This is a genomic window from Veillonella sp. (assembly GCF_041333735.1).
Classification (GTDB): Bacteria; Bacillota; Negativicutes; order Veillonellales; family Veillonellaceae; genus Veillonella.
On the sequence record NZ_JBGKFB010000001.1, the window covers coordinates 345,969 to 369,835 of the forward strand.

24 protein-coding genes and 3 tRNA genes are annotated in these 23,867 nt (G+C 39.2%); 3 read left to right on the plus strand and 24 right to left on the minus strand.

Annotated features, from left to right (window positions below; genetic code table 11):
* Window positions 1-101: 101 nt before the first annotated feature.
* Window positions 102-893, plus strand: a complete 792-nt coding sequence (locus ACDF53_RS01535) for a carbon-nitrogen family hydrolase (RefSeq protein WP_370815273.1) — start codon at window positions 102-104, stop codon at window positions 891-893.
* Between the two features lie 155 nt (window positions 894-1,048).
* On the opposite strand, the gene ACDF53_RS01540 is transcribed toward ACDF53_RS01535, so the two are convergent.
* Genes ACDF53_RS01540 through relB form a run of 3 tightly spaced genes read right to left on the minus strand, consistent with a single transcriptional unit; the run spans window position 1,049 to window position 1,749 of the window.
* Entirely contained in the window at window positions 1,049-1,261 is a 213-nt protein-coding gene (locus tag ACDF53_RS01540; protein WP_370815274.1) for a hypothetical protein, read from the minus strand.
* Window positions 1,262-1,271: 10 nt separating this feature from the next.
* Complete coding sequence (locus tag ACDF53_RS01545; protein ID WP_370815275.1) at window positions 1,272-1,538, minus strand: type II toxin-antitoxin system RelE/ParE family toxin; 267 nt, start codon at window positions 1,536-1,538, stop codon at window positions 1,272-1,274.
* Complete coding sequence (relB, locus tag ACDF53_RS01550; RefSeq protein WP_370815276.1) at window positions 1,528-1,749, minus strand: type II toxin-antitoxin system RelB family antitoxin; 222 nt, start codon at window positions 1,747-1,749, stop codon at window positions 1,528-1,530. Before relB ends, ACDF53_RS01545 begins: the two co-directional genes overlap by 11 nt.
* A 529-nt stretch (window positions 1,750-2,278) precedes the next feature.
* Here relB and ACDF53_RS01555 point away from each other — a divergent pair.
* Window positions 2,279-3,652 carry an MFS transporter gene (locus ACDF53_RS01555; RefSeq protein WP_370815277.1) on the plus strand — a complete coding sequence of 458 codons (1,374 nt, stop codon included), beginning with the start codon at window positions 2,279-2,281 and terminating at the stop codon, window positions 3,650-3,652.
* 47 nt (window positions 3,653-3,699) lie between these two features.
* Here ACDF53_RS01555 and ACDF53_RS01560 read toward each other — a convergent pair whose 3' ends face one another.
* The 5 genes from ACDF53_RS01560 to ACDF53_RS01580 all read right to left on the minus strand — a co-directional run bounded on the left by ACDF53_RS01560 (window position 3,700) and on the right by ACDF53_RS01580 (window position 6,182).
* Window positions 3,700-4,218: a hypothetical protein gene (locus ACDF53_RS01560; protein ID WP_370815278.1), complete on the minus strand. Its 519-nt coding sequence runs from the start codon at window positions 4,216-4,218 to the stop codon at window positions 3,700-3,702.
* 123 nt (window positions 4,219-4,341) lie between these two features.
* Window positions 4,342-4,427, minus strand: a tRNA-Leu gene (locus ACDF53_RS01565).
* Between the two features lie 12 nt (window positions 4,428-4,439).
* A tRNA-Phe gene (locus ACDF53_RS01570) sits at window positions 4,440-4,515 on the minus strand.
* 20 nt (window positions 4,516-4,535) lie between these two features.
* Window positions 4,536-4,611: transfer RNA gene (locus ACDF53_RS01575), tRNA-Asp, on the minus strand.
* A 365-nt stretch (window positions 4,612-4,976) separates the two neighbouring features.
* Window positions 4,977-6,182 carry an inverse autotransporter beta domain-containing protein gene (locus tag ACDF53_RS01580; RefSeq protein WP_370815279.1) on the minus strand — a complete coding sequence of 402 codons (1,206 nt, stop codon included), beginning with the start codon at window positions 6,180-6,182 and terminating at the stop codon, window positions 4,977-4,979.
* Between the two features lie 257 nt (window positions 6,183-6,439).
* Between ACDF53_RS01580 and ACDF53_RS01585 the strand changes: the two genes are divergently transcribed.
* Complete coding sequence (locus tag ACDF53_RS01585) at window positions 6,440-7,057, plus strand: hypothetical protein (RefSeq protein WP_295793626.1); 618 nt, start codon at window positions 6,440-6,442, stop codon at window positions 7,055-7,057.
* 141 nt (window positions 7,058-7,198) lie between these two features.
* On the opposite strand, the gene ACDF53_RS01590 is transcribed toward ACDF53_RS01585, so the two are convergent.
* The 16 genes from ACDF53_RS01590 to ACDF53_RS01665 all read right to left on the minus strand — a co-directional run bounded on the left by ACDF53_RS01590 (window position 7,199) and on the right by ACDF53_RS01665 (window position 23,854).
* Complete coding sequence (locus ACDF53_RS01590; RefSeq protein WP_370815280.1) at window positions 7,199-7,576, minus strand: PaaI family thioesterase; 378 nt, start codon at window positions 7,574-7,576, stop codon at window positions 7,199-7,201.
* Window positions 7,573-8,724, minus strand: coding sequence for an o-succinylbenzoate synthase (menC, locus tag ACDF53_RS01595; protein ID WP_370815281.1), 1,152 nt, complete (start codon window positions 8,722-8,724; stop codon window positions 7,573-7,575). Before menC ends, ACDF53_RS01590 begins: the two co-directional genes overlap by 4 nt.
* A 7-nt stretch (window positions 8,725-8,731) precedes the next feature.
* Complete coding sequence (menE, locus tag ACDF53_RS01600; RefSeq protein ID WP_370815282.1) at window positions 8,732-10,117, minus strand: o-succinylbenzoate--CoA ligase; 1,386 nt, start codon at window positions 10,115-10,117, stop codon at window positions 8,732-8,734.
* A gap of 146 nt (window positions 10,118-10,263) precedes the next feature.
* Complete coding sequence (menB, locus tag ACDF53_RS01605) at window positions 10,264-11,106, minus strand: 1,4-dihydroxy-2-naphthoyl-CoA synthase (protein WP_005387880.1); 843 nt, start codon at window positions 11,104-11,106, stop codon at window positions 10,264-10,266.
* 4 nt (window positions 11,107-11,110) lie between these two features.
* Window positions 11,111-11,971 carry a 2-succinyl-6-hydroxy-2,4-cyclohexadiene-1-carboxylate synthase gene (menH, locus tag ACDF53_RS01610; protein ID WP_370815283.1) on the minus strand — a complete coding sequence of 287 codons (861 nt, stop codon included), beginning with the start codon at window positions 11,969-11,971 and terminating at the stop codon, window positions 11,111-11,113.
* On the minus strand, window positions 11,968-13,719 hold the full coding sequence (gene menD / locus ACDF53_RS01615; protein ID WP_370815284.1) for a 2-succinyl-5-enolpyruvyl-6-hydroxy-3-cyclohexene-1-carboxylic-acid synthase: 1,752 nt from the start codon (window positions 13,717-13,719) through the stop codon (window positions 11,968-11,970). The genes menH and menD overlap by 4 nt, the downstream gene beginning before the upstream one ends.
* A 39-nt stretch (window positions 13,720-13,758) precedes the next feature.
* A complete protein-coding gene (locus ACDF53_RS01620) occupies window positions 13,759-14,901 on the minus strand; it encodes an isochorismate synthase (protein ID WP_370815285.1) in 1,143 nt (380 codons plus the stop codon).
* A gap of 297 nt (window positions 14,902-15,198) precedes the next feature.
* Window positions 15,199-16,461 (minus strand): phosphoribosylamine--glycine ligase, encoded by a 1,263-nt coding sequence (gene purD / locus ACDF53_RS01625; protein WP_370815286.1) that lies wholly within the window; start codon window positions 16,459-16,461, stop codon window positions 15,199-15,201.
* A gap of 92 nt (window positions 16,462-16,553) precedes the next feature.
* Window positions 16,554-18,083, minus strand: a complete 1,530-nt coding sequence (gene purH / locus ACDF53_RS01630; protein WP_370815287.1) for a bifunctional phosphoribosylaminoimidazolecarboxamide formyltransferase/IMP cyclohydrolase — start codon at window positions 18,081-18,083, stop codon at window positions 16,554-16,556.
* 24 nt (window positions 18,084-18,107) lie between these two features.
* Complete coding sequence (gene purN, locus ACDF53_RS01635; RefSeq protein WP_370815288.1) at window positions 18,108-18,725, minus strand: phosphoribosylglycinamide formyltransferase; 618 nt, start codon at window positions 18,723-18,725, stop codon at window positions 18,108-18,110.
* The gene (purM, locus tag ACDF53_RS01640; RefSeq protein WP_370815289.1) at window positions 18,718-19,779 is read right to left on the minus strand and encodes a phosphoribosylformylglycinamidine cyclo-ligase; all 1,062 of its coding nucleotides are present in this window, start codon (window positions 19,777-19,779) and stop codon (window positions 18,718-18,720) included. The genes purN and purM overlap by 8 nt, the downstream gene beginning before the upstream one ends.
* Window positions 19,766-21,184 (minus strand): amidophosphoribosyltransferase, encoded by a 1,419-nt coding sequence (purF, locus tag ACDF53_RS01645; RefSeq protein WP_370815290.1) that lies wholly within the window; start codon window positions 21,182-21,184, stop codon window positions 19,766-19,768. The genes purM and purF overlap by 14 nt, the downstream gene beginning before the upstream one ends.
* Window positions 21,185-21,193: 9 nt before the next feature.
* On the minus strand, window positions 21,194-21,922 hold the full coding sequence (gene purC / locus ACDF53_RS01650; RefSeq protein ID WP_119206619.1) for a phosphoribosylaminoimidazolesuccinocarboxamide synthase: 729 nt from the start codon (window positions 21,920-21,922) through the stop codon (window positions 21,194-21,196).
* A gap of 105 nt (window positions 21,923-22,027) precedes the next feature.
* A complete protein-coding gene (gene purE / locus ACDF53_RS01655) occupies window positions 22,028-22,519 on the minus strand; it encodes a 5-(carboxyamino)imidazole ribonucleotide mutase (RefSeq protein ID WP_370815291.1) in 492 nt (163 codons plus the stop codon).
* A 436-nt stretch (window positions 22,520-22,955) separates the two neighbouring features.
* Complete coding sequence (locus tag ACDF53_RS01660) at window positions 22,956-23,396, minus strand: hypothetical protein (RefSeq protein WP_295783520.1); 441 nt, start codon at window positions 23,394-23,396, stop codon at window positions 22,956-22,958.
* An 11-nt stretch (window positions 23,397-23,407) separates the two neighbouring features.
* A complete protein-coding gene (locus ACDF53_RS01665; protein WP_296008451.1) occupies window positions 23,408-23,854 on the minus strand; it encodes a hypothetical protein in 447 nt (148 codons plus the stop codon).
* Between the last annotated feature and the right edge of the window lie 13 nt (window positions 23,855-23,867).

The window sequence follows — 23,867 nt, forward strand, 5'->3', positions numbered from 1 at the left end:
TTATATATTGTTATGTTGTAATACTCTCAATAATGCTTTAATATTCTAATTATATACTATACAGCGTAAACTATACTATTTTAATACACAGAGGATTTACCATGAAAAAACGTCTTACTCTCATACAAATGGATGTCCACGTAAACGACGTAGAGTATAACTACAATCGCGTTCAAGAATTATTAACTCAATCTCTATCTGAAAGTCCAGATATTATCGTATTACCTGAAACTTGGAACACTGGCTTTTATCCATCTACAGATTTAATCAATATTTCCGACACAAATGGGGACCGTACTAAAGCCTTATTAAGTACATTTTCTAAAGAACATAATGTAAATATTGTAGGCGGATCTGTAGCAGTTGCAAAAGACAATCTCGTATTTAATACATCCTATGTTTACAACCGAAGTGGTGAACTTGTAGGAGAATATTCTAAGATGCACGGCTTTAGCCCTGCCAAAGAAGACAAATACTTTGCAAGCGGCACCCATACCACACATTTCGAACTAGATGGAATACCTTGCAGTACTGTCATCTGTTATGATATCCGTTTCCCTGAGCTAGTAAGAATGGCTGCATTACCAGGCACAGAATTATTGTTTGTGCCTGCTCAATGGCCTACGATGCGTCTACGTCACTGGCAAGTACTCAATGAAGTGCGGGCCATAGAAAACCAACTCTTCGTCTGCGCTGTAAACGGCTGTGGCACAGTAGGCCGCGTTCAAAGTACAGGGCACTCTGCTGTATATGATCCATGGGGTACCAACCTACTCGAAATGGACACTAATGAAGACATTGCTTCTGTGGACATCGACCTCGCTGTAGTCGAAGATATCCGCAACAAAATTAATATCTTTAGAGATCGCAAACCTGAACTCTATAACCTATAACCCCAAATACATAATAAAGGCACATTGTTTTAACTGCCATCTTAAATAATTCATTCATAGATGGTCTGCGCATAAAACAATGTGCTTTTTTATTTTTATTGTGCTGTATAGAGGAAATAAATCACTCTAGTTTGTTCTGGATTAACGGCCACACCTTAAAACTCAATAAGCTTCCACATGTCTTCTGGAACTTGTTCTAAAGGTTTATTCTTTGCCATAGCGTCTTTTAGAATATCAATCGTATCTTGTACCTCTTGTTTATCCTTTGTATTTGGATCGTGTAGAACGACACGGTTTAAAGAGCCTTGTCCAAATTGTTTTAAGTATTCTTTTTCTACTTGATTAAGTTCACGACGTAAGTATTTCATAATGTATCCTTTATTTATAAATATCTTTCTTATGACCAACTTCTAACGCTAATATAATACATCTGTCATCATTAATATCAGCAATCACTCTATAATTACCAATGCGATAACGCCAAAGGCCTGTCTTATTACCTGTCAATGATTTTCCTGAGTACCTAGGGTTTTCTACATTATCTACGTTCTTTATAAGCCAATTAAAAAGATAACGTTGCGTTGATTTATCTAATTTAGAAAATTGCTTGTCAAACCGTTTAGAAAACTCAAGTTTATAAGCCATATTTTGCACGCATTTCCGCCACAGAATAAGTAACTGGATCTTGCTTATATTCTGCTAATGCTTTTTGACCTACCTTAAAATCAAATTCATCTTCAATCTTTTCCAATAAAGCCTTCTTAAAAAGTGTAGAAAGTGTTTCATCCATAAACTCAGCATATGTTTTAAATAACTCTTCTTCTTGTTCATTCAAACGGACTGAAATATTTGCCATATAAAGCACCTCCATATGTAATACATTGTATTACATATGGAGGGTCTTAGTCCATTCCTTAAAATCACCAATAACACTATTTTAATAAAATTTTATATTTTAAAAATCAGAGAAGGAAAACGTTTTATGGGTGCAGAATATTGTATATTTCATTATTCATATTAGACAAACAAAAAAGGCACACCACCCTTCTCTCGTCTCTCAGCGGCATGCCTTTTTATGTATATAGTTACTCTCGAACTATATCGTATGTCAGTCTGGCTAACTCTCTCTAAGTCCCTTTAACGACACGCCAGTATGTCACCTTTAATATACAATTATAAAATAACTTTGTCAATATTTTAGAAAAATTTTATTTTTTTATTTTACCAATAAATACTTGCAAAAGATTTATACAAATTGTAATATAAATAAATTTTATACATTTAATGCTTATTTTCGTACCATAAATCATTTACATAAATCATCTACAAGTGGTATTATTAGCAGTGCACTAGAATTTGGTTATTATGAAAGAAAGGTAATAACTATGTTTTCATTTCTACAACCAAAAGAGGCAAAACCATCGGTTCCACAGAATATGATTATGAATCTATATTACAAATATAGATTTCAATCTCTAGCCGGTGTATTTATTGGTTACGCAGCGTACTATATCGTTCGTAACAACTTTGCCTTATCAACTCATTTTTTATCAGATATCCTACACATGAGCAAAACGGAAATCGGTTTGCTATCTAGTGGTATGCTTATCGCCTACGGTCTAAGTAAAGGCTTCATGAGTAGTCTTGCTGACAAAGCAAGCCCTGCAAAATTTATGGCTTTCGGTCTTATTTGTTGTGCAATTATCAATATTTTCATGAGCTTTGCCGACAGCCTCGCCTTCTTCTTAGTATTAGTAGTTCTTAATGGTTTCTTCCAAGGCTTTGGTGTAGGTCCATCCTTCATCACACTTGCCAAATGGTATCCAAAACAGGAACGTGGTCGCTTTGGGGCAATTTGGAATATCTCCCATAATCTTGGTGGTGGTATCGTAGCACCAATCGTAGCTGCTGCGTTATACTTCACTACTACCGATCACTGGCAATTAGGCAGCTATGGTATTCCTGCAATTATTGCAATTATAGTAGCAGTTATTATTTGCTTCTTGATCAAAGAAAGTCCTGAACGAGAAGGTTTACCACCAACTAGCGAAATCATTGCCGATACATCTCATAAAACACATAGAAGTGCAGAAGCACCTCACCTAAGCACAAGACAAATCTTTGTACAATATGTATTAAAAAATAAAAATGCTTGGTATGTGTCTCTAGTTGATACATTCGTTTATATGATTCGTTTCGGTATGCTTACATGGTTGCCTATTTACTTATTACAAGTAAAAGGATTCTCTAAAGCGGAAATGTCCATCGCCTTCTTATTCTTCGAATGGGCAGCAATTCCTTCTACAATTTTTGCTGGTTATATTTCCGATAAATTCTTTAAAGGTTATCGTATGCCTCCAGCAATCATTGCAGTAAGTATTATCTTCTTCTGCATCTTTGGCTATTGGCAAAGTGAATCCCTCTTATGGGTTACATTCTTTGCTGCTGTTGTAGGTTGCCTAATCTACATTCCTCAATTCTTAGCCTCTGTACAAACTATGGATATCGTACCTCCATTCGCTGTAGGCTCTGCTGTTGGTCTTCGTGGCTTTATGAGTTACATCGTAGGTGCCAACCTTGGTACAACACTATTTGGTGTTTTAGCAGATAAATTCGGTTGGAATGCAGGTTTCTATCTCCTAATGGCAGCATGTATTCTTTGCATTACATTCTGTGTACTTGCCCACTTTGGTGCAAAAGAATTAGATGCTAAAGAAGCAGAACTTGAACAACTTCAAACCGCTGAAGCTAACAGCTAACAACTAAATTCTAGAGCGAATAAAAAGGTAGTAACAAGAATTTGTTACTACCTTTTATTATTTAATAAGTTCGCCAGAAACCAAATAATTGGTCCTATAAACCTCATCTTCTTAATAGTATCCATTTTATCTAGAATGGGCTTAGGTATCTCTGCATCGTTTTCAAGAGACACATATTCCTTATCAACATAAACACCTTTTGCATACTCTGTCCTATGGGTCCATTTTTCAATGGTAAATGTATGAGTGCCATTAGCATCTTCATATTCTTCATAACGAGTTACATCCGCAATATCTATATCTATATCACCTCTTGTACCTATAACCATCTGATAACCACGATGCACTACGTTCATATCGGATGGCATCACCTTACCGCATACCTTTGTAAACTGATATGCACCACGTTTTTTGTTCCAGCGGACCCAAAATTCTGCGTTATTCTTATGTTTGACTAGCTTATACTTATACCCAATCGCCCCATGAGTATCAATGTAGCAAATTTTGCCTAAAATTGTATATAAATCACTTCGGATCCGTAATGTATCGCCGTACTTAAATTTCATAAAACACTCTCATGCTGAAAACAATATATTATTAATTACTATGATTGTACATATAATATGAAATTCTGCCAATACTGATATAGAAAAAAGGACCTACAGTAATCTGTAGGTCCTTATATATTTTGGTGCGGTTGGAGGGACTTGAACCCTCACGAGCGTACGCTCACCACCCCCTCAAGATGGCGTGTCTGCCATTCCACCACAACCGCATGGAATACAAATGGTGCCTCAGGACAGAATCGAACTGTCGACACACGGATTTTCAGTCCGTTGCTCTACCAACTGAGCTACCGAGGCACGTTTTTTGTAAAAAAAAATGGCGACCCCGATCAGATTTGAACTGACGATCTTCGCCGTGACAGGGCGACATGTTAACCGCTACACCACGGGGCCGCGTATCAACTCTCGTTGACTACTCGTATATATTAACATGAGGCAACCTACTAATGCAAGTACTTTTTTCTAATTTTTTGATGAATTTTTCCAAAATATATGAAATTAGGAATTATCTATTAAAAATCTCAAATATTAGCCATTTATATTTAGTATGCTTGAATATACTAGAAATTATACCTATAATTACAGAAATCAAAATGCCTGTAAAGCGGATACTATTTCTGATTTGTGACTATCTAAAAAACCAGCTTAAGGATAATAATAAAATTGGCACCTAAATTTCTTTAACGAAAACTAGGTACCAATTTCAACATAATTATATAAAATTATTTATTATGATATTTTTACAAGTATGATACAAATTATAAATGATCCCAAGGACCGTCACGCAAGTCTTGTTCCCAATAATACTCAACCTTCATATCACTGCGTTTAACTTTATCAAACATCTTAGAACGTGCCGAAGTCATCACATTTTCGCTATGTTTACCACCAAAGTACGCATATCTAGACTTACCTAAAGTATACATAACAGATACATACGGTTCTATAGAGCTAATATTACTTTTACCAATTCCTAGATCTACAGAAATATGAGGCGTCACATTCATTTTAGCACCTACCTTTAATCCATGTATGGATTGCCACTTATGTTGGTCAATATAGTACATCTCTTCTGGATGTTCTCCTGGCGCTTTTGTTTTCCAATGATATCCTTCCACATAACTAGATAGCCAACGAGCATTCTTATAATCTCGTGTATACCGTATATCAAAGCCATCCAATACATGTTCATAAGAATATCGGGGTGTTCTATGAATACCATCAGGTGGTGAACTTAAGCTATCATGAAAATCTATTGCCCGTGGTACTTGACGCAAAGGTGTGTTAATGTCATAAGGCCCCACCTTATTTTCTGATAATCCACGATATACATTGACACTAATCGTATTTAGACCAGCTACATATTCTAATCCTGCACTAACACGAGAAAATTTATCCTTAAATGCATAGTCATAGAATACATTGGCGCCGACGTAGGCATGCTCATGTGTACTAAGGCGACGATAGCCAACACCAGCAGTACCGACAACACCAAGCGTATCATGTTCTACTACTTCACCTTTATCAATATAGGTACCTTGACCGTCAATCCGTCCAAAATTTGAATCCGAACCATTCCAATATGTAGTAGTGGAAACTTTTTCGCCACCATTACCATCTAAGCGCCCCTGTACAAAAACCATAGATTTATCATATTTCTTTATAGGTTGCAATGTTTCTATAAAATACTTTGTGTTCATTTTCTGCTTAGAGTTATGATTCCGGTAATGAAATCGTGTATCATAGCTTAGATTATTATCAGTCATTTGCTTATTAGGCATTGCATAATCATGATAGGAATCTTCCTGGCTTCCTTTAAAACCAATACCAATATCAGTAAGATCCATCCAGTTTGATTGAACATTTTCCCCAGTATCTTTATCTGCTGCTAATGCGCATGTAGCAAAACTACATGTCAATGCTGTACATACTAAAGATTTGATAATAACCTTTTTACTAACCATAGTCTCCCCCTCTTTATATGAAATTTTCATCAAAGATACTTTTATTATATATTCTTTAGTCAGCTAAAGCAATAATATATACTATCCACTTTATAGCATATATATTCTCTATAGTTTATTAGTACATATATTTGAAAGTTCGACTGTTTTAAGTATTACTAATCAATAATTATAGTGAATCGTCTTTGACTATGATAAAATAAATATATATTATATAAATAATAAGAATGTAATATAAAATACTTTGGAGCAATACAATGAAATCAAAATCACTTATAACTATCTTAATTATTGCTATTGTAGGTGCTTTAGCAGCAGCATGGTATTTCATGTGGTACATTCCCCACACACCAGCCTATACGCTAAAAATTATTCATCAAGCTGTACAAGATAAAGATGCCGATGAAGCTTTACGCCATATAGATACAAAATCTATTGTAAAAAATATCTTAGAGCGAGAAGGCAACAAATATATAGATACCTCCAATCCATTTGGTAAAGCTACTATTGCAGCAGCTAAGACATTTGGTCCATCTTTAATCGAAGATGTGATGAGAAAATATATAGAAGATCCAGATAGCTTTAAGTCACAGTCAGCTACAACAGACACTAACAACACTGCTCAAAGTGATGACAACATGTCCATGGTCGATCGCCTTGTAGACGGCCGCCTCTTCAAAGAGCATGATGTAGAGGTTAAAAACATCAAGTCTGAAGACGATGGAGATACAGCTACCGTAACAGTAACAATCCAAAATAATAAAAAGAATATGACAAAAGATATACGAGTTTTGATGCGTCATTTAGGCGATGGCACATGGGTTATTTATGATATTCCAGACATGGAAGATTTGTATACAGTGACTCGTAAATAGCAAGTAAAACGTAATAAACAATAAGTAATTATTAACTTATACAGCACCTAAAAAAGGACAGTACATACTAACATAGTATTTACTGTCCTTTTATCGTTATCTATTACCTATTACTTATTTTTATCTATTACTTATTAGCGATTACCGATCAAAGTCCACAATGGCTAATGTTACGGTCACTTGTGAGATAAGTCGTTCTGCATCGTCCTTCATATCAAATCGCCACACATGTGAGGTTTTCCCTTTCACCAATAGTGTACCATGGGCTGTTAAAGCGCCGTCACATCGTGCGGGACGCAAGTGATTAGCTGTAATAGATTGACCTACACCAAATTTATCAGCCCCAATGAGTTCGTTACTCATCATTCCCGCTGCAATTTCTGCAAAGGCTAAAGTCGCCCCTCCATTCAGGTAACCTTGCGGTTGCTTGTGAAAGTCGCCTAAGTTCATTTTGGCCACACATGTAGTATCACTTGTCATATGAGGCTTTTCAATTTGTAAAGATTCAATCAAATTCATAGTGTTCGTTTCTCCACACAATACGCTTCTAATCTATCATCAAAAACGGTTACACCTAGCCCATCACCATCAGGCACGTGCATTACGCCATCTTTAAATGTTAAGTCAGGATAGATGAGGTCACGTTCAAAGTATCTATTAGAATCCGATAGGTCTCCTGCCATATAGGAATCACCTAGTGCAGCTAGTTGAGCATGGAGCATTTTAGAAACGCCAGACTCTACCATGCTGCCAATCCAATACGGAATATGACTTTCTCTACAAAGATTAATAGCTGCCTTTGTTGGCACAAGACCGCCCATACGCCCTACTTTTATATTAAGTACGTCAATTAGGCCATATTCAATAGCATAGGATAAATCATCATAGCCTAATATAGATTCATCTAAACAGATAGGTGTTTCAATATTCCAATCATCATTGTTAAGACGTTCCCACTTCCATTCCTTATAGGATTGGAGTGTCGTCAAGGCAAAAGGCTCTTCTATACAAGCTAGCTTCAAATCATTAAATTGCCGAACCTTATTGATGTCATCATAGGAATAGCTTTGGTTCGCATCAGCAGCTAAGACTAAGTTTGGATACTGCTTACGGACGAGAGATACTCGTTCATAGCCATCTATGGGATTTACCTTTAATTTAATGCGCTTACACCCATTTTCCACATGAGTTTCTACTGTATCTAATAATTGTTCTATTGGTACATCACCGATAACAACGCCACTTTCAATGGTGTCTTGTAATGGCTGCCCCATAATATAAGAAACGGAATTCACACCCAGTCTCTCACAGTGAAGATTAATAAGGGCATTTTCTACAGCAGCAATGGTCATCGGCATATGATCTCTATTCAGCCAGAATTGCAGCTGGCGTACATAAGTCATAAGAGGTTTAGGCCGCATCAAACGAAGATTAAAAATATAATCATCCACTAATTTCTTCCAACATGTATCTACGGTTTCTGCGGTATAGAATGGATCTGTGAAAGCTACACACTCCCCATAGCCAACATAACCTTGTTGGTCCTCGATGCGGATAACAATGGTCTCCCGTTCTTTCACCTCGCCCTTAGCAGTCTTAAAATTAAACTTCATCGGTAGTTTAAGGCGATATGTAGTTATGCTTTTAAAATTTAAAATATCATTCATAGACGCCTCAATCTTCTAAATGAAGTTCATTACGCACAATTTTACCGGTCCCATTACGAGGCAATGCAGGTAAAATTCTTACATACTTAGGGATTTTGTACTTTGCTAAGGAAGAAGTCATAAAGGATAGAATCTCATCGGCTGTCATACTTTCACCATCATGAAAGGCTATAAATAGAGCTGGTACCTGCCCCCATTTAGGATCAGATACAGGTACAACGGCACATTCCTTCACCGCTGGCAATGTATAGACTAGGTCCTCTAATTCCTTAGGGTAAATATTTTCACCACCAGAGATAATAAGGTCTTTGCGGCGATTCAGAATATATACAAAGCCATCTTCATCAATATAGCCAATATCATCTGTATTAAGATCACCGTTGATAGGTTCCTTGTCGATATACCCAGTCATAACTATAGGGCCGGTCAAATGGATTTCCCCCACTCCGTCCGCATCAGGATTATCAATGCGAATCTGCATACCAGGTAATGGTTTACCTACAGAATCTCGTTTATGTGGATAATCTAATACGGAGAAGGTCACGCTTTGACTAAAGGTTTCCGTCATGCCATAGGTCTTGTAAATAGGTAAGGATTTCTTTTCACAAGCATCAATAAGCGCCATAGGAATGAACTCACCGCCAAGCAGAATCACTCGTAATGTATGATGCGTAATCTTCGGTTCTAATTGAGTCAAAATAGTAGGCACAAGAGACATCATATTGATTTTCTCGGTTTCAATGAGTTCCAAAACCTTTGCCTCATCGTATTTAGGCAATATAGTGATAGCCGTTCCATTATAAAGAGAGCGCATCAAGATAGATAATCCACTGACATGAAATAGCGGTAATACCATGAGCCAATTATCTTGGTCAGTTTTACCAAGCACCTCTTGAGACGCTTGTACATGAGCCCTAATTTGCCCCCATCGTAGTGGTACTGATTTAAACTGACCTGTTGTAGCGCTAGTGTTCATAATGGCCGCAATGTCTGCATCATCAAAGTTCCAATCAAAAGTGTCCTCTAAATTCAGATTAGACAGAATGGATTCTAGCGGTTCAAACTCAATGGTACGTAGTAAACTAGGCAGTTGATTATACCGTTCTTTACTATGTAATACGGTAGTAATACCTAATTGTTTCAATTGGTTTCCGATCTCGTTGGGCTTAAGATGTACATTCAGTAACAATACCTCTTTATGGGCTAGCATAGCTGCCAGTACATAAATTGCCATAGTAACAGAGTTGTCCGATAAAATAGCTACACGGGAGCTTTCAAGATGTATCAATTCACTAGCCACATGGAGCACACCGCCATATATATCGTTATAGGTATATTCATTTATACATATGCGATTAGGATAGTGCTGTGCACCATACCGTAACCATTCCATCGTCTCACCTCGTATCTAAAGATAATGCCTTATGATTAATAATTAATAACAAAAGATATTATAAGAAAGGCGCCTCATATAGAGGCGCACTTTACGTTTTTACAATACATTCCATCCCTAGTACTAGACTAGTACATCTATTCCGATTAAGGGAATTTAGGGAATTGTTTGAAGTTCGGTTTACGTTTTTCTTTAAATGCATCACGACCTTCTTTTGCTTCATCGATTGTGTAGTACATCAATGTAGCGTCGCCTGCGAATTGTTGTAAGCCTGCAAGACCGTCTGTGTCAGCGTTGAAGGCACCTTTCAACATGCGCAATGCCATTGGGGACAATTCAAGAATTTCGTTACACCATTGAACTGTTTCCTCTTCCAATTTGTCGAATGGTACAACACAGTTAACCATGCCCATTTCATAAGCTTGAGCAGCTGTGTATTGACGGCAAAGGAACCATACTTCACGAGCGCGTTTATGACCGATCATGCGAGCCAAGTAACCTGCACCGTAACCAGCATCGAAGGAACCTACGCGAGGACCTGTTTGACCAAATTTAGCATTTTCAGAAGCGATGGTAAGGTCACATACGATGTGCAACACATGGCCGCCACCAATAGCAAAGCCATTAACCATAGCGATTACAGGTTTTGGGATAACGCGAATCAAACGTTGTAAATCAAGAACGTTCAAACGAGGAACATTATCTTCGCCTACATAACCACCATGACCGCGTACGCTTTGGTCACCACCGGAGCAGAATGCTTCTTTGTCTTCACCTTGACCGTGGTTTGCACCAGTCAATACGATTACGCCTACTTCGTTATCTTCACGAGCTACTGTGAAAGCATCGATTAATTCCATAACAGTTTTAGGACGGAACGCGTTACGTACCTGTGGGCGATTAATAGTAATCTTTGCAATGCCATTATATGTTTCGTAAATTACATCTTCATAATTACGATCCAATACTTTCCAATCAAATTTGCTCATGGACTTAACCTTTCTTGTGTAAAAAATCTAATACCGCTTGTTCAAACATTTGCGGTTTTTCTATATGTACATTATGTCCCGCCCCTTCGACGACGACATGTTTAAAGTTTGGCAACTTGCCAAATACATCTCTTCCTATTGTAGTATATTTTGTATCTAATGCGCCACTCACATATAGGCCTTTACATGATAATTTATCTAACTGATCACCTATATATGTCATGACACCTTGGCCGGACCCACGAAGGGTACATGCTAATGCGTACGGGCTATTATGAGAACGACGTAAATAAATTAATTCAGTCACCGCTGGTAAAAGCTGCTTTTGACTTTCAAAAATAGGAGCCTCCGCCCAACGGGAAGCAAACCAAGAACCATCGTTATGTTCGATTTGGTGAGCTAATTCTTCATCGGCCTTGCGTCGTTCTGCTCGTTCAGCCTCCGAAGCAATCCCTACAGAGCCACTTTCAAGGATAAGCCCTTTGATTTCACTTTCATATTCCAAAGCATAGGAAAGCGCAATACGGGCCCCCATGGAGTAGCCCATAAGATAATATCTATCACCTACCATATGATAGATAACGGTATGTAAGTCCTCTATCATTTTAGGGATTGTATAGGCCTCATCCTCTTCAGGAATATCAGAATCACCATGACCTATCAAATCGATACGGACCAATCGATATCCAGGCAGATTAATAGCGTCCCAAGTGTAGCTCGATTCGGAGAAACCGTGGAGACACACGATAGGTTCCCCATCGCCAACTACAGTCAAACCGTAGCGGTATTCCCCTAAGTCAAAGTACATGCGCTGAGCTGGATTGCATAAAGCATTATCTACAATACTGCAAAAATACTGACTCATAGTAATGCCTCCATATCAACTGAAACCTTCGTATATTTCTTATGCAATTCTCTGCTATATTCCCTATTTGTAGGAATTTCAATGATATGAACGCCTATTTCTTGACTAACATTAGCCAATACAGAACTCAACTCATCGGGGCTGGAGATTTTAGTATAGCCACAACCATAGAGTTTTGCAGCCCCACTGTAATCTAAACCTTGTGATGTAGAGAACAAGTAGTCAAAATGCTTTGTCCCCTTTTGAGGTAAGTATTCAAAAATACCGCCGCCATCATTATTATGCAAAATAATAGTTAAGTTTAAATTATGGGTTTTCGCTACCGCCAAGCCATTCAAATCGTGGAACAAGGATAAATCCCCTGTTACTAGATATGTAGGTTTACCATTTGTTGCCAGTCCTAAAGCCGTTGAAATAGTGCCATCAATACCATTGACACCTCGATTACCGTAAAGAACCGCTCTAGATCCCCCACTAAACCAGAAGTAATCAAAGTCTCGAATGGTCATGCTATTGGCAACAAAAATTTGTCCATTTTCAGGGATATATTGCTGTAGTTCGCGTATGGTCCGACCTTCAAAGCAATGAGGCTCATTGATAGCTGAACTTAGTTGCTTCTTGCCCTCTTGTTCTAACCGTTGCCATATGTTTAAGTACGTATCAGAGCTATTGTTTTTGCCATATAAATGGGTAAATACATCAATGCTAGCTTGCACATGCATCGTAGTTTTACCTGTAGGATTCATAGAGTCCATTGTAGGGTTAACCTCGATGTATTCCACATCAGTCCAGCTAGCAATCATCTGTTGTACTCGTTTTGACACAACGATTTGACCAAACTGAATTACACAATCTGGTTTTAACTCATGCCAAAGAGCTTGCCCTGCCAATAGTGCATCATAGGTAGAAATTACAACATCAGATGCACCGCATCCTCGTACATTCGATAGAGGATCCGCCAAAATAGGAGCTTGTAAAGCCTCCCCGAAGGAACGAATCGTATTAGCTTCATCTATATCGATCTGTGGGCCGGCTAGGATAAGGATACGCTCATAGCTTTCAAGTAAATCATTAATCTCGTATGTACCATCATTTCCATGAGCAATATCAACTGCATTATTAATATGAGTCAAATCATTTTCATGGCGACAGTCAAATACACTACCATAGTTTGGCTTAACCACTTTAAAGGAACTGCGACCAGCCTCAAAATGGTTACGACTCAATTCTGGCACCAATGGTTCAAAGAGAGGCACATTGATATGGGCAGGTCCCTTTTTAGTATCCATCGCTTTCATATAGGCCTTACGAGCCACTTGGCGAGGATATGTATAGTAATGAGATTCTTGAGGCACAGCTAATTCTTCAAAATAATTGACCGCAGTACCAAAGATTTTGTGCTGATCTACAGTCTGAGGAGCCCCTACATGCAATAGTGTATGAGGTCTATCGGCAGACAGTACAATGAGTGGAACCCCAGTATATTGAGCTTCCAAAACAGCTGGCAAATAATGGGCCACAGCAGAACCTGAGGTACATACGAGTACAGTTGGTTCCTTATGAGCCTTTGCAATGCCTAGAGCCATAAAACTAGCAGAACGCTCATCTATATTCATATAGGTTTCAAATCCTTCATGCTCCTTGAACAGCATGGCCATCGTCGTAGAACGAGAGCCAGGGCTAAACACCGCATGACGGACGCCAAGTTGGTAGAACTCGTCTACCAAGGCAGCAATATATTCATTCATTACATTCCCTTTCAAACACCCCTAGAGGTACGGAAACAATTATAAAGCATCCAAGATGGTGCGCATTTTATTATTAGTTTCAGCATATTCTTCATCCGCATTAGAATCGGCTACAACGCCACATCCTGCATAGGCATATAATACATTATCCATGATAAGAGCAGATCTAATAGCAACTACAACGATGCCATCCCCCATATCTTTCATAAAGCCAAAAGGTGCTGCGTACATACCACGCTCATGGGATTCATACTTTTGTAATAAGGCTAGCGCCTTTTCTCGAGGTTCACCACCAAGGGCTGGTGTAGGGTGTAATAATTTGGCCCATTCCACAAGAGATTTTGTACTATCCTTTGCGGTAATTATGGTACGCAAATGATAGAGGTGCGACAACTCCATAATGCCGGTTTCCCCCACCGTAATATCTGGAGTAATTTGTCTCATCGTATTCACGATGCGATTGCGAACGATATTATGTTCTACAAGATTTTTCTTATTAGTTAGTAATTGTTCCTTAGTCCACGCATTAGGACCATCCTTTGGAGCAGTGCCCGCTAAGGCATAGCTTAATATTTCACTGCCACGATGGCGGACTAAAATTTCTGGCGATGCCCCTACAAAGGTACGCCCATCCTTTTCATAGCCAAAGATAAAGCAATTCGGATTATTATCTACCAAATTAGCCAAGATACTTGCCACATTATATAGTGTTTCGCTAGTGAATTCCACCTCGCGAGAGGAGACGACCTTAGTCATCTCACCGCTGTTAATACCATTGGCAATAGCATTCATCAAACGGTTCCAATCCGCCTTATCATCGCTAGTTTCCTTGAAGTTATGACGAACTCGAGGTACCTCATAATTCTTAATGGGTACACTTTCACCAGCATGTAGATAGAAGGACTCTCCATTTTCTACAATGTAATAATGGGTAAAAGCAATCATTTCATGACCCATATTAGACCATTTAGGGTCTTTTACAGTATCAAAAAAAGTATCCCCATAAAATACATAAGCATAATTATGGCGATCGTCATCATCTTTAACCGTCGCTAGACGTTTAGCGCCCACAACGATGCGGTCACTTTGGCGATCCACCCAAAACACGCGTTCTTCATTGGGGAAATTCATCCAAAATGATACCGGACTATTCAGTTGTAACGGTTCTTTGTTATATTTCATAGTTGTATGTCGCTATACGAAAAATAGACTATAGTAAAAACACCTAATATGTAGAAGATGTACTTCTACATATTAGGCGCCATCAATAGGTTTCAAAATGTTGAGATGAGCCTAACGCCATCACACGTCGATGGGCCCTCTTTATATCTACATTATTATAACATAGGTAACTATTAAAAGGTAGAAAATAAAAACCTCTACACCACATGCGCTATGCATAAATGTAGAGGTTTTTATATGTTTGAAATGCTATTGTACTATTTAAATACATGTTACATGATGTAAAAGACCTTTAGTTTATTTGAAAGCTTTCGCCCCAATATCTGTACGATATTGCATGCCCTCAAAATCGATATGTTCTATACGGCCATAAGCTCTATCGAGTGCTGTTCTAAGGTCTTTACCAAGACCTACTACACCAAGAACTCGGCCGCCATTTGTGACATATTCGTCTCCCATAAGTTTTGTACCAGAGTGGAATACGATGGTTGTATCATGTTGTTTAATATCACCATGAATCACATCACCCTTGGAGGATGTTTCAGGATATCCTTTAGAAGCAAGAATGACACAAGCCGCCGAGGAGTCTTTCCATTTCACCATATCAGCTGTTAATGTACCTGTGGCACAAGCCATCATGATTTGACCTAAATCACTATCAAGTAATGGCAATACAACTTGTGTTTCTGGATCGCCAAAGCGAGCATTAAATTCTACAACCTTAGGGCCCTGAGGTGTAATCATAAGACCTGCATAAAGACAGCCCACATAAGGCATTCCCTCTTTCTCCATGGCAGCTACCATGGGCTCTAAGATCGTTTTCATCGCTTCATCCCGCAATGCATCAGTGAGCACTGGCGCCGGTGCATAGGTGCCCATGCCCCCTGTATTAGGGCCTTTATCGCCGTCAAAGATGCGTTTATGATCTTGAGAAGCAATCATAGGCACTACAGTCTTGCCGTCTACAAAGGCAAGTAAGCTAGCCTCTTCACCTTCCATGAATTCTTCAATAACAACGGTGCTACCGGCCTCACCAAAGCGATTACCGCTAAGCATGTCTTCTACAGCTGCATTCGCTTCTTCCACGGTCATTGCTACTACAACGCCCTTACCGGCTGCCAAGCCGTCAGCTTTCACCACGATAGGAGCACCTGTTTGAGCGATAAATTCTTTTGCTTCGTCTACCTTGTGGAATACACCATACGCAGCAGTCGGTATGTTATATTTTTTCATAAGGTCTTTAGCAAATACCTTAGACCCTTCTAATTGAGCCGCCGCTTTAGATGGACCAAACACAGGAATGCCCGCCTTATTAAGTTCATCTGCTAGTCCTGCTACAAGGGGAGCCTCTGGACCAACAACGACTAAATCAACGTGATTATCTTTCAAAAAACGAATTAAATGATCACTTTGCTGCCAATCAATGCCGACTAGCTCTGCACAATCTGACATGGCCGCACTGCCAGGAATGGCATATACCTTTGTTACGCTAGGGCTGATGGACAATCGCCATGCCAATGCATGCTCGCGGCCGCCGTTACCGATTACACATACTTTCATAAGTCCTCCATCGGCGCCTAAACGCCATCAAGTTCATAGTAGAAGAAATAATTAGTAATTGTGCTTAACTATAAGCTAAATGTCTCAACCGATTAATGTTTAAAGTGGCGAATGCTTGTAAATACCATGGCAATACCTGCTTCGTCAGCAGCTTTGATGGATTCTTCATCGCGAATGGATCCGCCAGGTTGAATAATAGCTGCAATGCCATGTTTCGCCGCTGTTTCTACAGTATCGCCGAATGGGAAGAATGCATCAGATGCTAATACGGCCCCTTTTGCAGCTTCACCAGCTTGTTCAAGGGCAATTTTTGCAGAACCAACGCGGTTCATTTGACCAGCCCCAACGCCGAGGGTACGCTTTTCGTTAGAGATCAAAATGGCGTTTGATTTTACGTGTTTTACAAGCTTCCAAGCAAATTCAAGGGCTTTCCATTGTTCCTCTGTTGGCTGTACCTTTGTAACGACTTTATAGTGAGCGCGGTCTTCTAGAATATCATCCTCTGTTTGTACCAATAATCCACCAGAAACCTTTTTCACCGTTACTTGGCCAGACTCAGGTTTAGATAGCTCGATGAGGCGAATATTTTTCTTAGCTTCAAGGATGTGTAATGCTTCTTTTGTGAAAGCGGGTGCCATAATAACTTCTAAGAAAATTTTGCTCATTTCTCCGGCAGTAGCAGCATCGACTTCACGGTTTAAAGCCACGATACCACCAAAGGCAGATACGGAGTCTGCTTCGTAAGCATTTACATAAGCATCATGCAATGTAGCTGCTGTTGCAGCACCACATGGGTTTGTATGCTTAATGATACATGCTGCAGGATCTGTAAACTCCCATACCATATTCCAAGCTGCTTCCATATCTACGATGTTATTATAGGAAAGCTCTTTGCCATGGAGTTGTTTCAAGGCCCCCATACCATGAGCTGTACCGATTTCTTTGTAGAATGCCGCTTTTTGATGCGGATTTTCCCCATAGCGAAGGTCTGTTAGCTTTTCATAAGCACTTAAATATTCTGGAGGTGTAGGACCTTCATTTAAGATACCGCTCATGTAGTTAGCAATAGCTACGTCATAAGCTGCAGTATGAGCAAAGGCCTCTTTCGCTAGACCAAAGCGATATTCCTTAGTCAATTCCCCATGTTCTTTAAGCATTGTTAAGATTTCGTCATAATGATTTGGGTTTACTACAATGCCCACATACGCATGGTTCTTTGCAGCAGAGCGCACCATGGTAGGACCGCCGATATCGATATTTTCAATAGCTTCCTCTAAGGATACATTGGGTTTTGCAATGGTTTCACGGAATGGATAGAGATTGACAACCACAAGGTCAATTGGTTCAATACCATGATCGGCCATAGCTTTTTGATGTTCCGTATTATCGCGGATTGCCAAAATACCACCATGAACCTTTGGATGTAATGTCTTTACACGGCCGTCCATCATTTCAGGAAAACCAGTCAAAGATTCTACAGCTTTTGCTGTAATGCCCGCATCGGTAATAGCCTTAAGGGTACCACCTGTGGAATAAATGGTTACACCTAATTCAACTAATCCCTTTGCAAAGTCTACAATACCTGTTTTATCAGAAACACTAAGTAATGCATTTTTAATCATGTAACGTCTTCCTTTGCTTACACATCAATCTTCAATATATACAACACGACCTTTTATAGTGAGCTTATCCTCACAAAATAGTCGCAACGCCTCTTTATACGTTTTATGTTCGATAGGTAATAATCTATCACTCAAAGTATCCTCTGTATCATCGGGTAATACAGGCACCGTATCCTGCATAATGATTGGGCCCGTATCCATTCCCGCATCAACAAAGTGTACCGTACAGCCCGTAATTTTTACGCCTCCGTCAATGGCTTGTTGATGACCATGAAGACCTGGGAAGGATGGCAATAATGCAGGATGGATATTTAAAATCTTATGCTCATACCGTTCAATGAGCTTAGTCCCAACTATACGCATATAGCCTGCCAATACGATACCGTCCACCTTATATGGCTCTAAAGCATCTAATTGAGCCTGTTCAAAACTCGCTTTAGAATCATAATCACTACGGTCGATGACAATGAGTGGAACATTCCAAGATTTGGAACGTTCTACAATTCCTGCATCACCATGATCTGTAATAATGACAACAAATTCACCATTAATATAGCCTTCTTGCATGGCCTTATACAGTGCTTCCCCATTGGAACCACGGCCGCTAGCAAAGAGGGCTAATCGCTTTTTAGAATTACGCATCGAACTCAGCCCCTTTAAGGACAACAGGACCATCACCACTTACGATACGGCCAATTTCATAAACCGCTTCACCACGATTGCCAAGATTTTCTTTAACCTTTTCAACATCGTTTTGGTCAACGATGAGGATCATACCAATACCCATGTTGAAAGTGCGGTACATTTCAGGCCATGCTACATTGCCCCATTCTTGTAGTTTCGTAAATACAGGAAGTCGTGGCCATGTAGTGACATCTACCTCTGCAGTCACACCCTTTGGCAATACGCGAGGAATATTATCATAGAAACCACCGCCTGTAATATGAACCATACCTTTTACAAGTTCTTGTTCAATCAACGGCAATACAGCTTTTGGATATAAACGTGTAGGTGTCAATAATTCTTCGCCTAAGGTCTTACCAAACTCTGGGATGTCTGTATCGATAGACAATTGTTTATGGTCGAATACGATTTTACGAACCAAGGAAAAACCGTTGGAATGGACACCAGAAGATGGCAAACCTAAAATGACATCGCCAGCTTTGATACTTTCACCAGTAATCAATTTAGGACGATCAACGATACCAACGGCAAAACCAGCCACATCGTAGTCATCATTATCATAAAAGCCTGCCATTTCAGCAGTTTCGCCACCCAGTAAAGCACAGCCAGACTCTTCACAAGCCTCTGCCACACCGCGTACGATATCTGCTACTTTTAGAGGATCAAGTTTACCTACTGCAATGTAGTCGAGGAAGAATAGAGGTGTAGCACCTTGTACGAGAATATCGTTAACACTCATAGCTACGCAGTCTTGGCCAATCGTATCATGTTTATCCATCATGATAGCGAGACGCAATTTTGTGCCCACTCCATCTGTACCAGATACGAGCAAAGGATCAGACATGGAGTGACCAGCTAAGGAATAGAGGCCCCCAAAACCACCTAAATCACCAACAACACCTGGTGTATAGGTGCGTTTCACGGATTCTTTCATCAATTCTACAGCGCGATTACCTGCATCGATATCAACGCCTGCATCGCGATAGGTTAAACTAGTTTTATTCGAGCACATATTTGACCCCTTCCTCTTGTTCCGCAGGAACCTCTACACTGTAATCACCATTAAAGCAAGCAAAACATAAGTCATTAGGCGCTATATCAGAAACAGCGCGACATAAGCCTTCACGAGATAAATAATGCAATTTATCAGCATGAATATAGTCTTTGATTTCATCTACTGTATGTGTGGCAGCAATGAGTTCTTTACGCACTGATGTATCAATGCCATAGTGACAGGAGTACTCAATGGATGGAGAGCTAACGCACATGTACACCTCTTTGGCACCCGCTTCTTTTAGCATCTTAACAATGATGCCACTCGTAGTACCACGTACAATAGAGTCATCAATGAGTACAATCCGTTTACCACTTACCACATGAGGAAGTGGGTTTAGTTTCATGCGAACAGCTAATTCCCGTTCCTCTTGATTTGGCTTGATAAAGGTACGACCGCTATAGCGATTTTTCACTAACCCTTCTGCAAATGGTATACCCGATGCACGAGCATAGCCTAGTGCTGCTGTAGTACCCGAGTCAGGAATAGACATGACAATATCTGCATCATATTTCGTTTCGTTATATAACTCACGTCCCATATTGAGGCGGGATTGATAAACCGATTGACCATCAATATGACTATCGCCACGCGCAAAATAGATGTATTCAAAAACACAAAGCTTTTTATCAATTTTTTCTGGTTCTGCATAAATAGTGCTACGCACGCCTGAATCATCGATGATTACCATTTCGCCTGGATCGATGTATCGAATAAACTCGGCTTTTATGGCATCTAATGCACAGCTTTCACTAGAGAGAACATAGCCATTTTCAGTTTTACCCAAGCAGAGCGGTCTAAAACCTTGTGGATCACGCACACCTACTAAGGAGTCATTTGTGGTAATAACTAGAGAAAAAGCTCCTTCAATTTGACGCGCCGCATCAGCAATGCGTTCCTCTTGTGTCTCAGCTTTAGAACGCGCAATGAGGTTTACGATAACCTCGGAATCCATGGTCGTTTGGAAAATGGAACCATCCGCTTCAAGACGTTTACGAATGGATAAGGCATTCGTTAAATTACCATTATGAGCTACCGCAATTTGACCACCTTGATAGTGAATTACCAATGGTTGGATATTACGCGGATTATTGGAACCTGTTGTAGAGTACCGCACATGACCAGTCCCCATATGGCTTGGTAAGGATGGTAGTTCTTTAATGGCCTCAGTCAACAAGCCCATACCTTTTTTTAGTTCTACATCATGACCATCTGTAACGGCAATGCCCGCGCTTTCTTGGCCACGGTGTTGGAGTGCAAAGAGCCCCCAATATACATAGCGTGCTACATCAACGGTTCTATCATAGACACCAAATACACCACACTCTTCATGCCATTTATCAAAAACAGGATCGTAGTTCATTGTGCCCCCTTAGGCGCGTTCGCCAGTAAGACGGAATAACATTTCCTTGTACGCTTCTTCAATATTGCCAAGATCTCGACGGAAGCGGTCTTTGTCGAGCTTTTCACCTGTTGTAGCATCCCAGAAACGGCATGTATCAGGAGAGATTTCGTCGCCTAATAATACTTCACCATTGTGAGTACCAAATTCTAATTTAAAGTCAACAAGGGTTACATTTTTTGTAGCCAAGAATTTTTTCAAAATATCATTTACTTTTAAAGTGATTGTAGAAATTACATCAAGTTGTTCTTGCGTAGCCCAGCCAAGTGCTGTGATTTGGGATTCGTTGGCAAATGGATCGCCTAATTCATCATTTTTGTAGCAGAATTCAAGGATTGGATGTTTAAGAGGAGTACCTTCTTCAATACCAAAGCGTTTAGCCATGGAGCCAGCTGCAATGTTGCGAACAATAACTTCTAAAGGAACGATATCCAAAGTAAGTACTGTTTGATTGCGATCATCTTCGCGACGAACAAAGTGAGTAGGTACACCTTCTTTTTTCAACAATTCAAAGAAGAAGGAAGAAATTTTATTGTTCAATACGCCTTTGCCAAGGATAGTATCATGTTTTTCACCGTTGAATGCAGTAGCATCATCTTTGTAATGAACGATATACTCATCTTTGTTATCTGTTTGGTATACTTGTTTTGCTTTACCTTCGTACAATAATGTTAATTTTTCCAAGTCGATGTTAGCCATGATGTGTCTCCTTTATCATAATGAATGATACAAACTATATATGGATATGTAATAAAAGAATTACTCTTACTTTACTAGCAATGTAATCTGTAACAAATTATATGATTATAGTTTAATAGCGCCTTGTAGCTCTGCATTATCTGCTAGAACTTTTTCGGCCATATCTTTACGATACTGTACATATTGTTCTTTCAATTCTTTGTTGAAAGCTGCCCCAATTTGTACGGCAAAGAGTGCTCCGTTTTTAGCGCCGTCAACAGCCATTGTCGCTACGGGCATACCAGATGGCATTTGAACAATAGCAAGTAAGGAATCGATACCTTTTAAGGCCGTTGCATTAAGAGGAATACCGATAACAGGTAATGTAGTAAAGCTAGCTACTACGCCAGGTAGATGAGCTGCTGCACCAGCACCAGCGATAAATGCGATAGCCCCTTCATCTTCAAGTCTTGTAACAAATTCTTTTACAGCTTCAGGTGTACGGTGAGCTGAAGCGATTACCATTTCATAAGGAATGTTGAATTCATCAAGTATGGCAGATGCCTTTTTCATTGTGTCTAGGTCAGACTTGCTGCCCATAATAATACCGACCTTCATAGATCCTCCTAATAAAAAAGCCCAGCCGAAACAGACTGGGTCAAATGCGCACAAATAGCCTCCGTAGACTTGCTTTGAGTTTGTTGATTTGCATAGTTCACGGTGCTACCTCCTTCTTGTACACAAATTGTAACACCTAACTTTTACAAAATCAACACTATTTTCGAATATTTTTTAATTAATTATTTTTATTATTCGTTATATTCCGAACTTTTAGAAAGAATTAAATTTAATTATATCGACGTTATTCAAAATGTATGATTAAAAATATATACTCATTTTTACAAAACTATATATACTATTAAACTCAGGTCTTTCAAAGTATTAATGTATATTTTACCAAAAACAAAAAGAGGACATCCCACCTTTAGAGATAGGATACCCTCTTCCAATTAATTTCCGAACATTACGGCCCTTAATCTATATTTGTTATTAATTAGTGTGTGCTACTTTCAAAAGCAGCTTTCAACTCGCCTACAGCTTCAGGGACATAGTCTACGATAGAAGACATCAATGCATACATTAATGCCGGTTCAAATGCATCATCACCACACATGTATACACAGTCTAAATATAGACTGGAATCTTGTTCATCAATATATAGTTTATAGTTTTTGTATGTCGCATTGTCACGGTTGATCAACGCATTCAAGGCATTCATATTTTGTGCTGTTACCTTTTCAGGTCCTAACACCAAACGAATAACACTGTAAATACTGTTATCAAGGATGACAAATAGCGGCATATCCCACAACGGGGATTTAATATAAGAGCGGTATACAACCGTACCGTCTTCATCCTCAAAATCCTTACGTTCAAAGGATATGATTTCTTCGTCTTTTAAAAACTTATCAAATAATAATGCTTTAGGATTCATAACAACCTCTATTAAGCTAAACCAGCTACTTTAAGAATGCCTCTATGTACAGCATCTAAATGTGGTTGAACGACTTCAAGCAATAAATTGACTACTACGGTAGGATCAAATTGCTCTGTCAAACCAGGAACTGATACATCCATGTAGATATTATTGTCTTCATTGCTCACATAGTATTTAGATACTTTATAATCTTGATTCAATGTGTTAAGTTCTTTCAACACAGCAGGAATCACTTTTTCATCAATAGATGTTGTTGTGATAGCAATACGTGCATAGGAGAATGCAGAATCATCCACAACGATGAATACAGGCAAGCTATGCTCATGAACATCCAAACGGCCGTGGTAAACGACTGTATGAAGGTCATCTGTCATTTCTTCCTTTGTAAACCAAGAGTTGCCACCTTTATTTAGGTCAGCAACGAGTAAGTCAAATTTTTCTGCTTTTTGATTCATAATTCCCTCTACA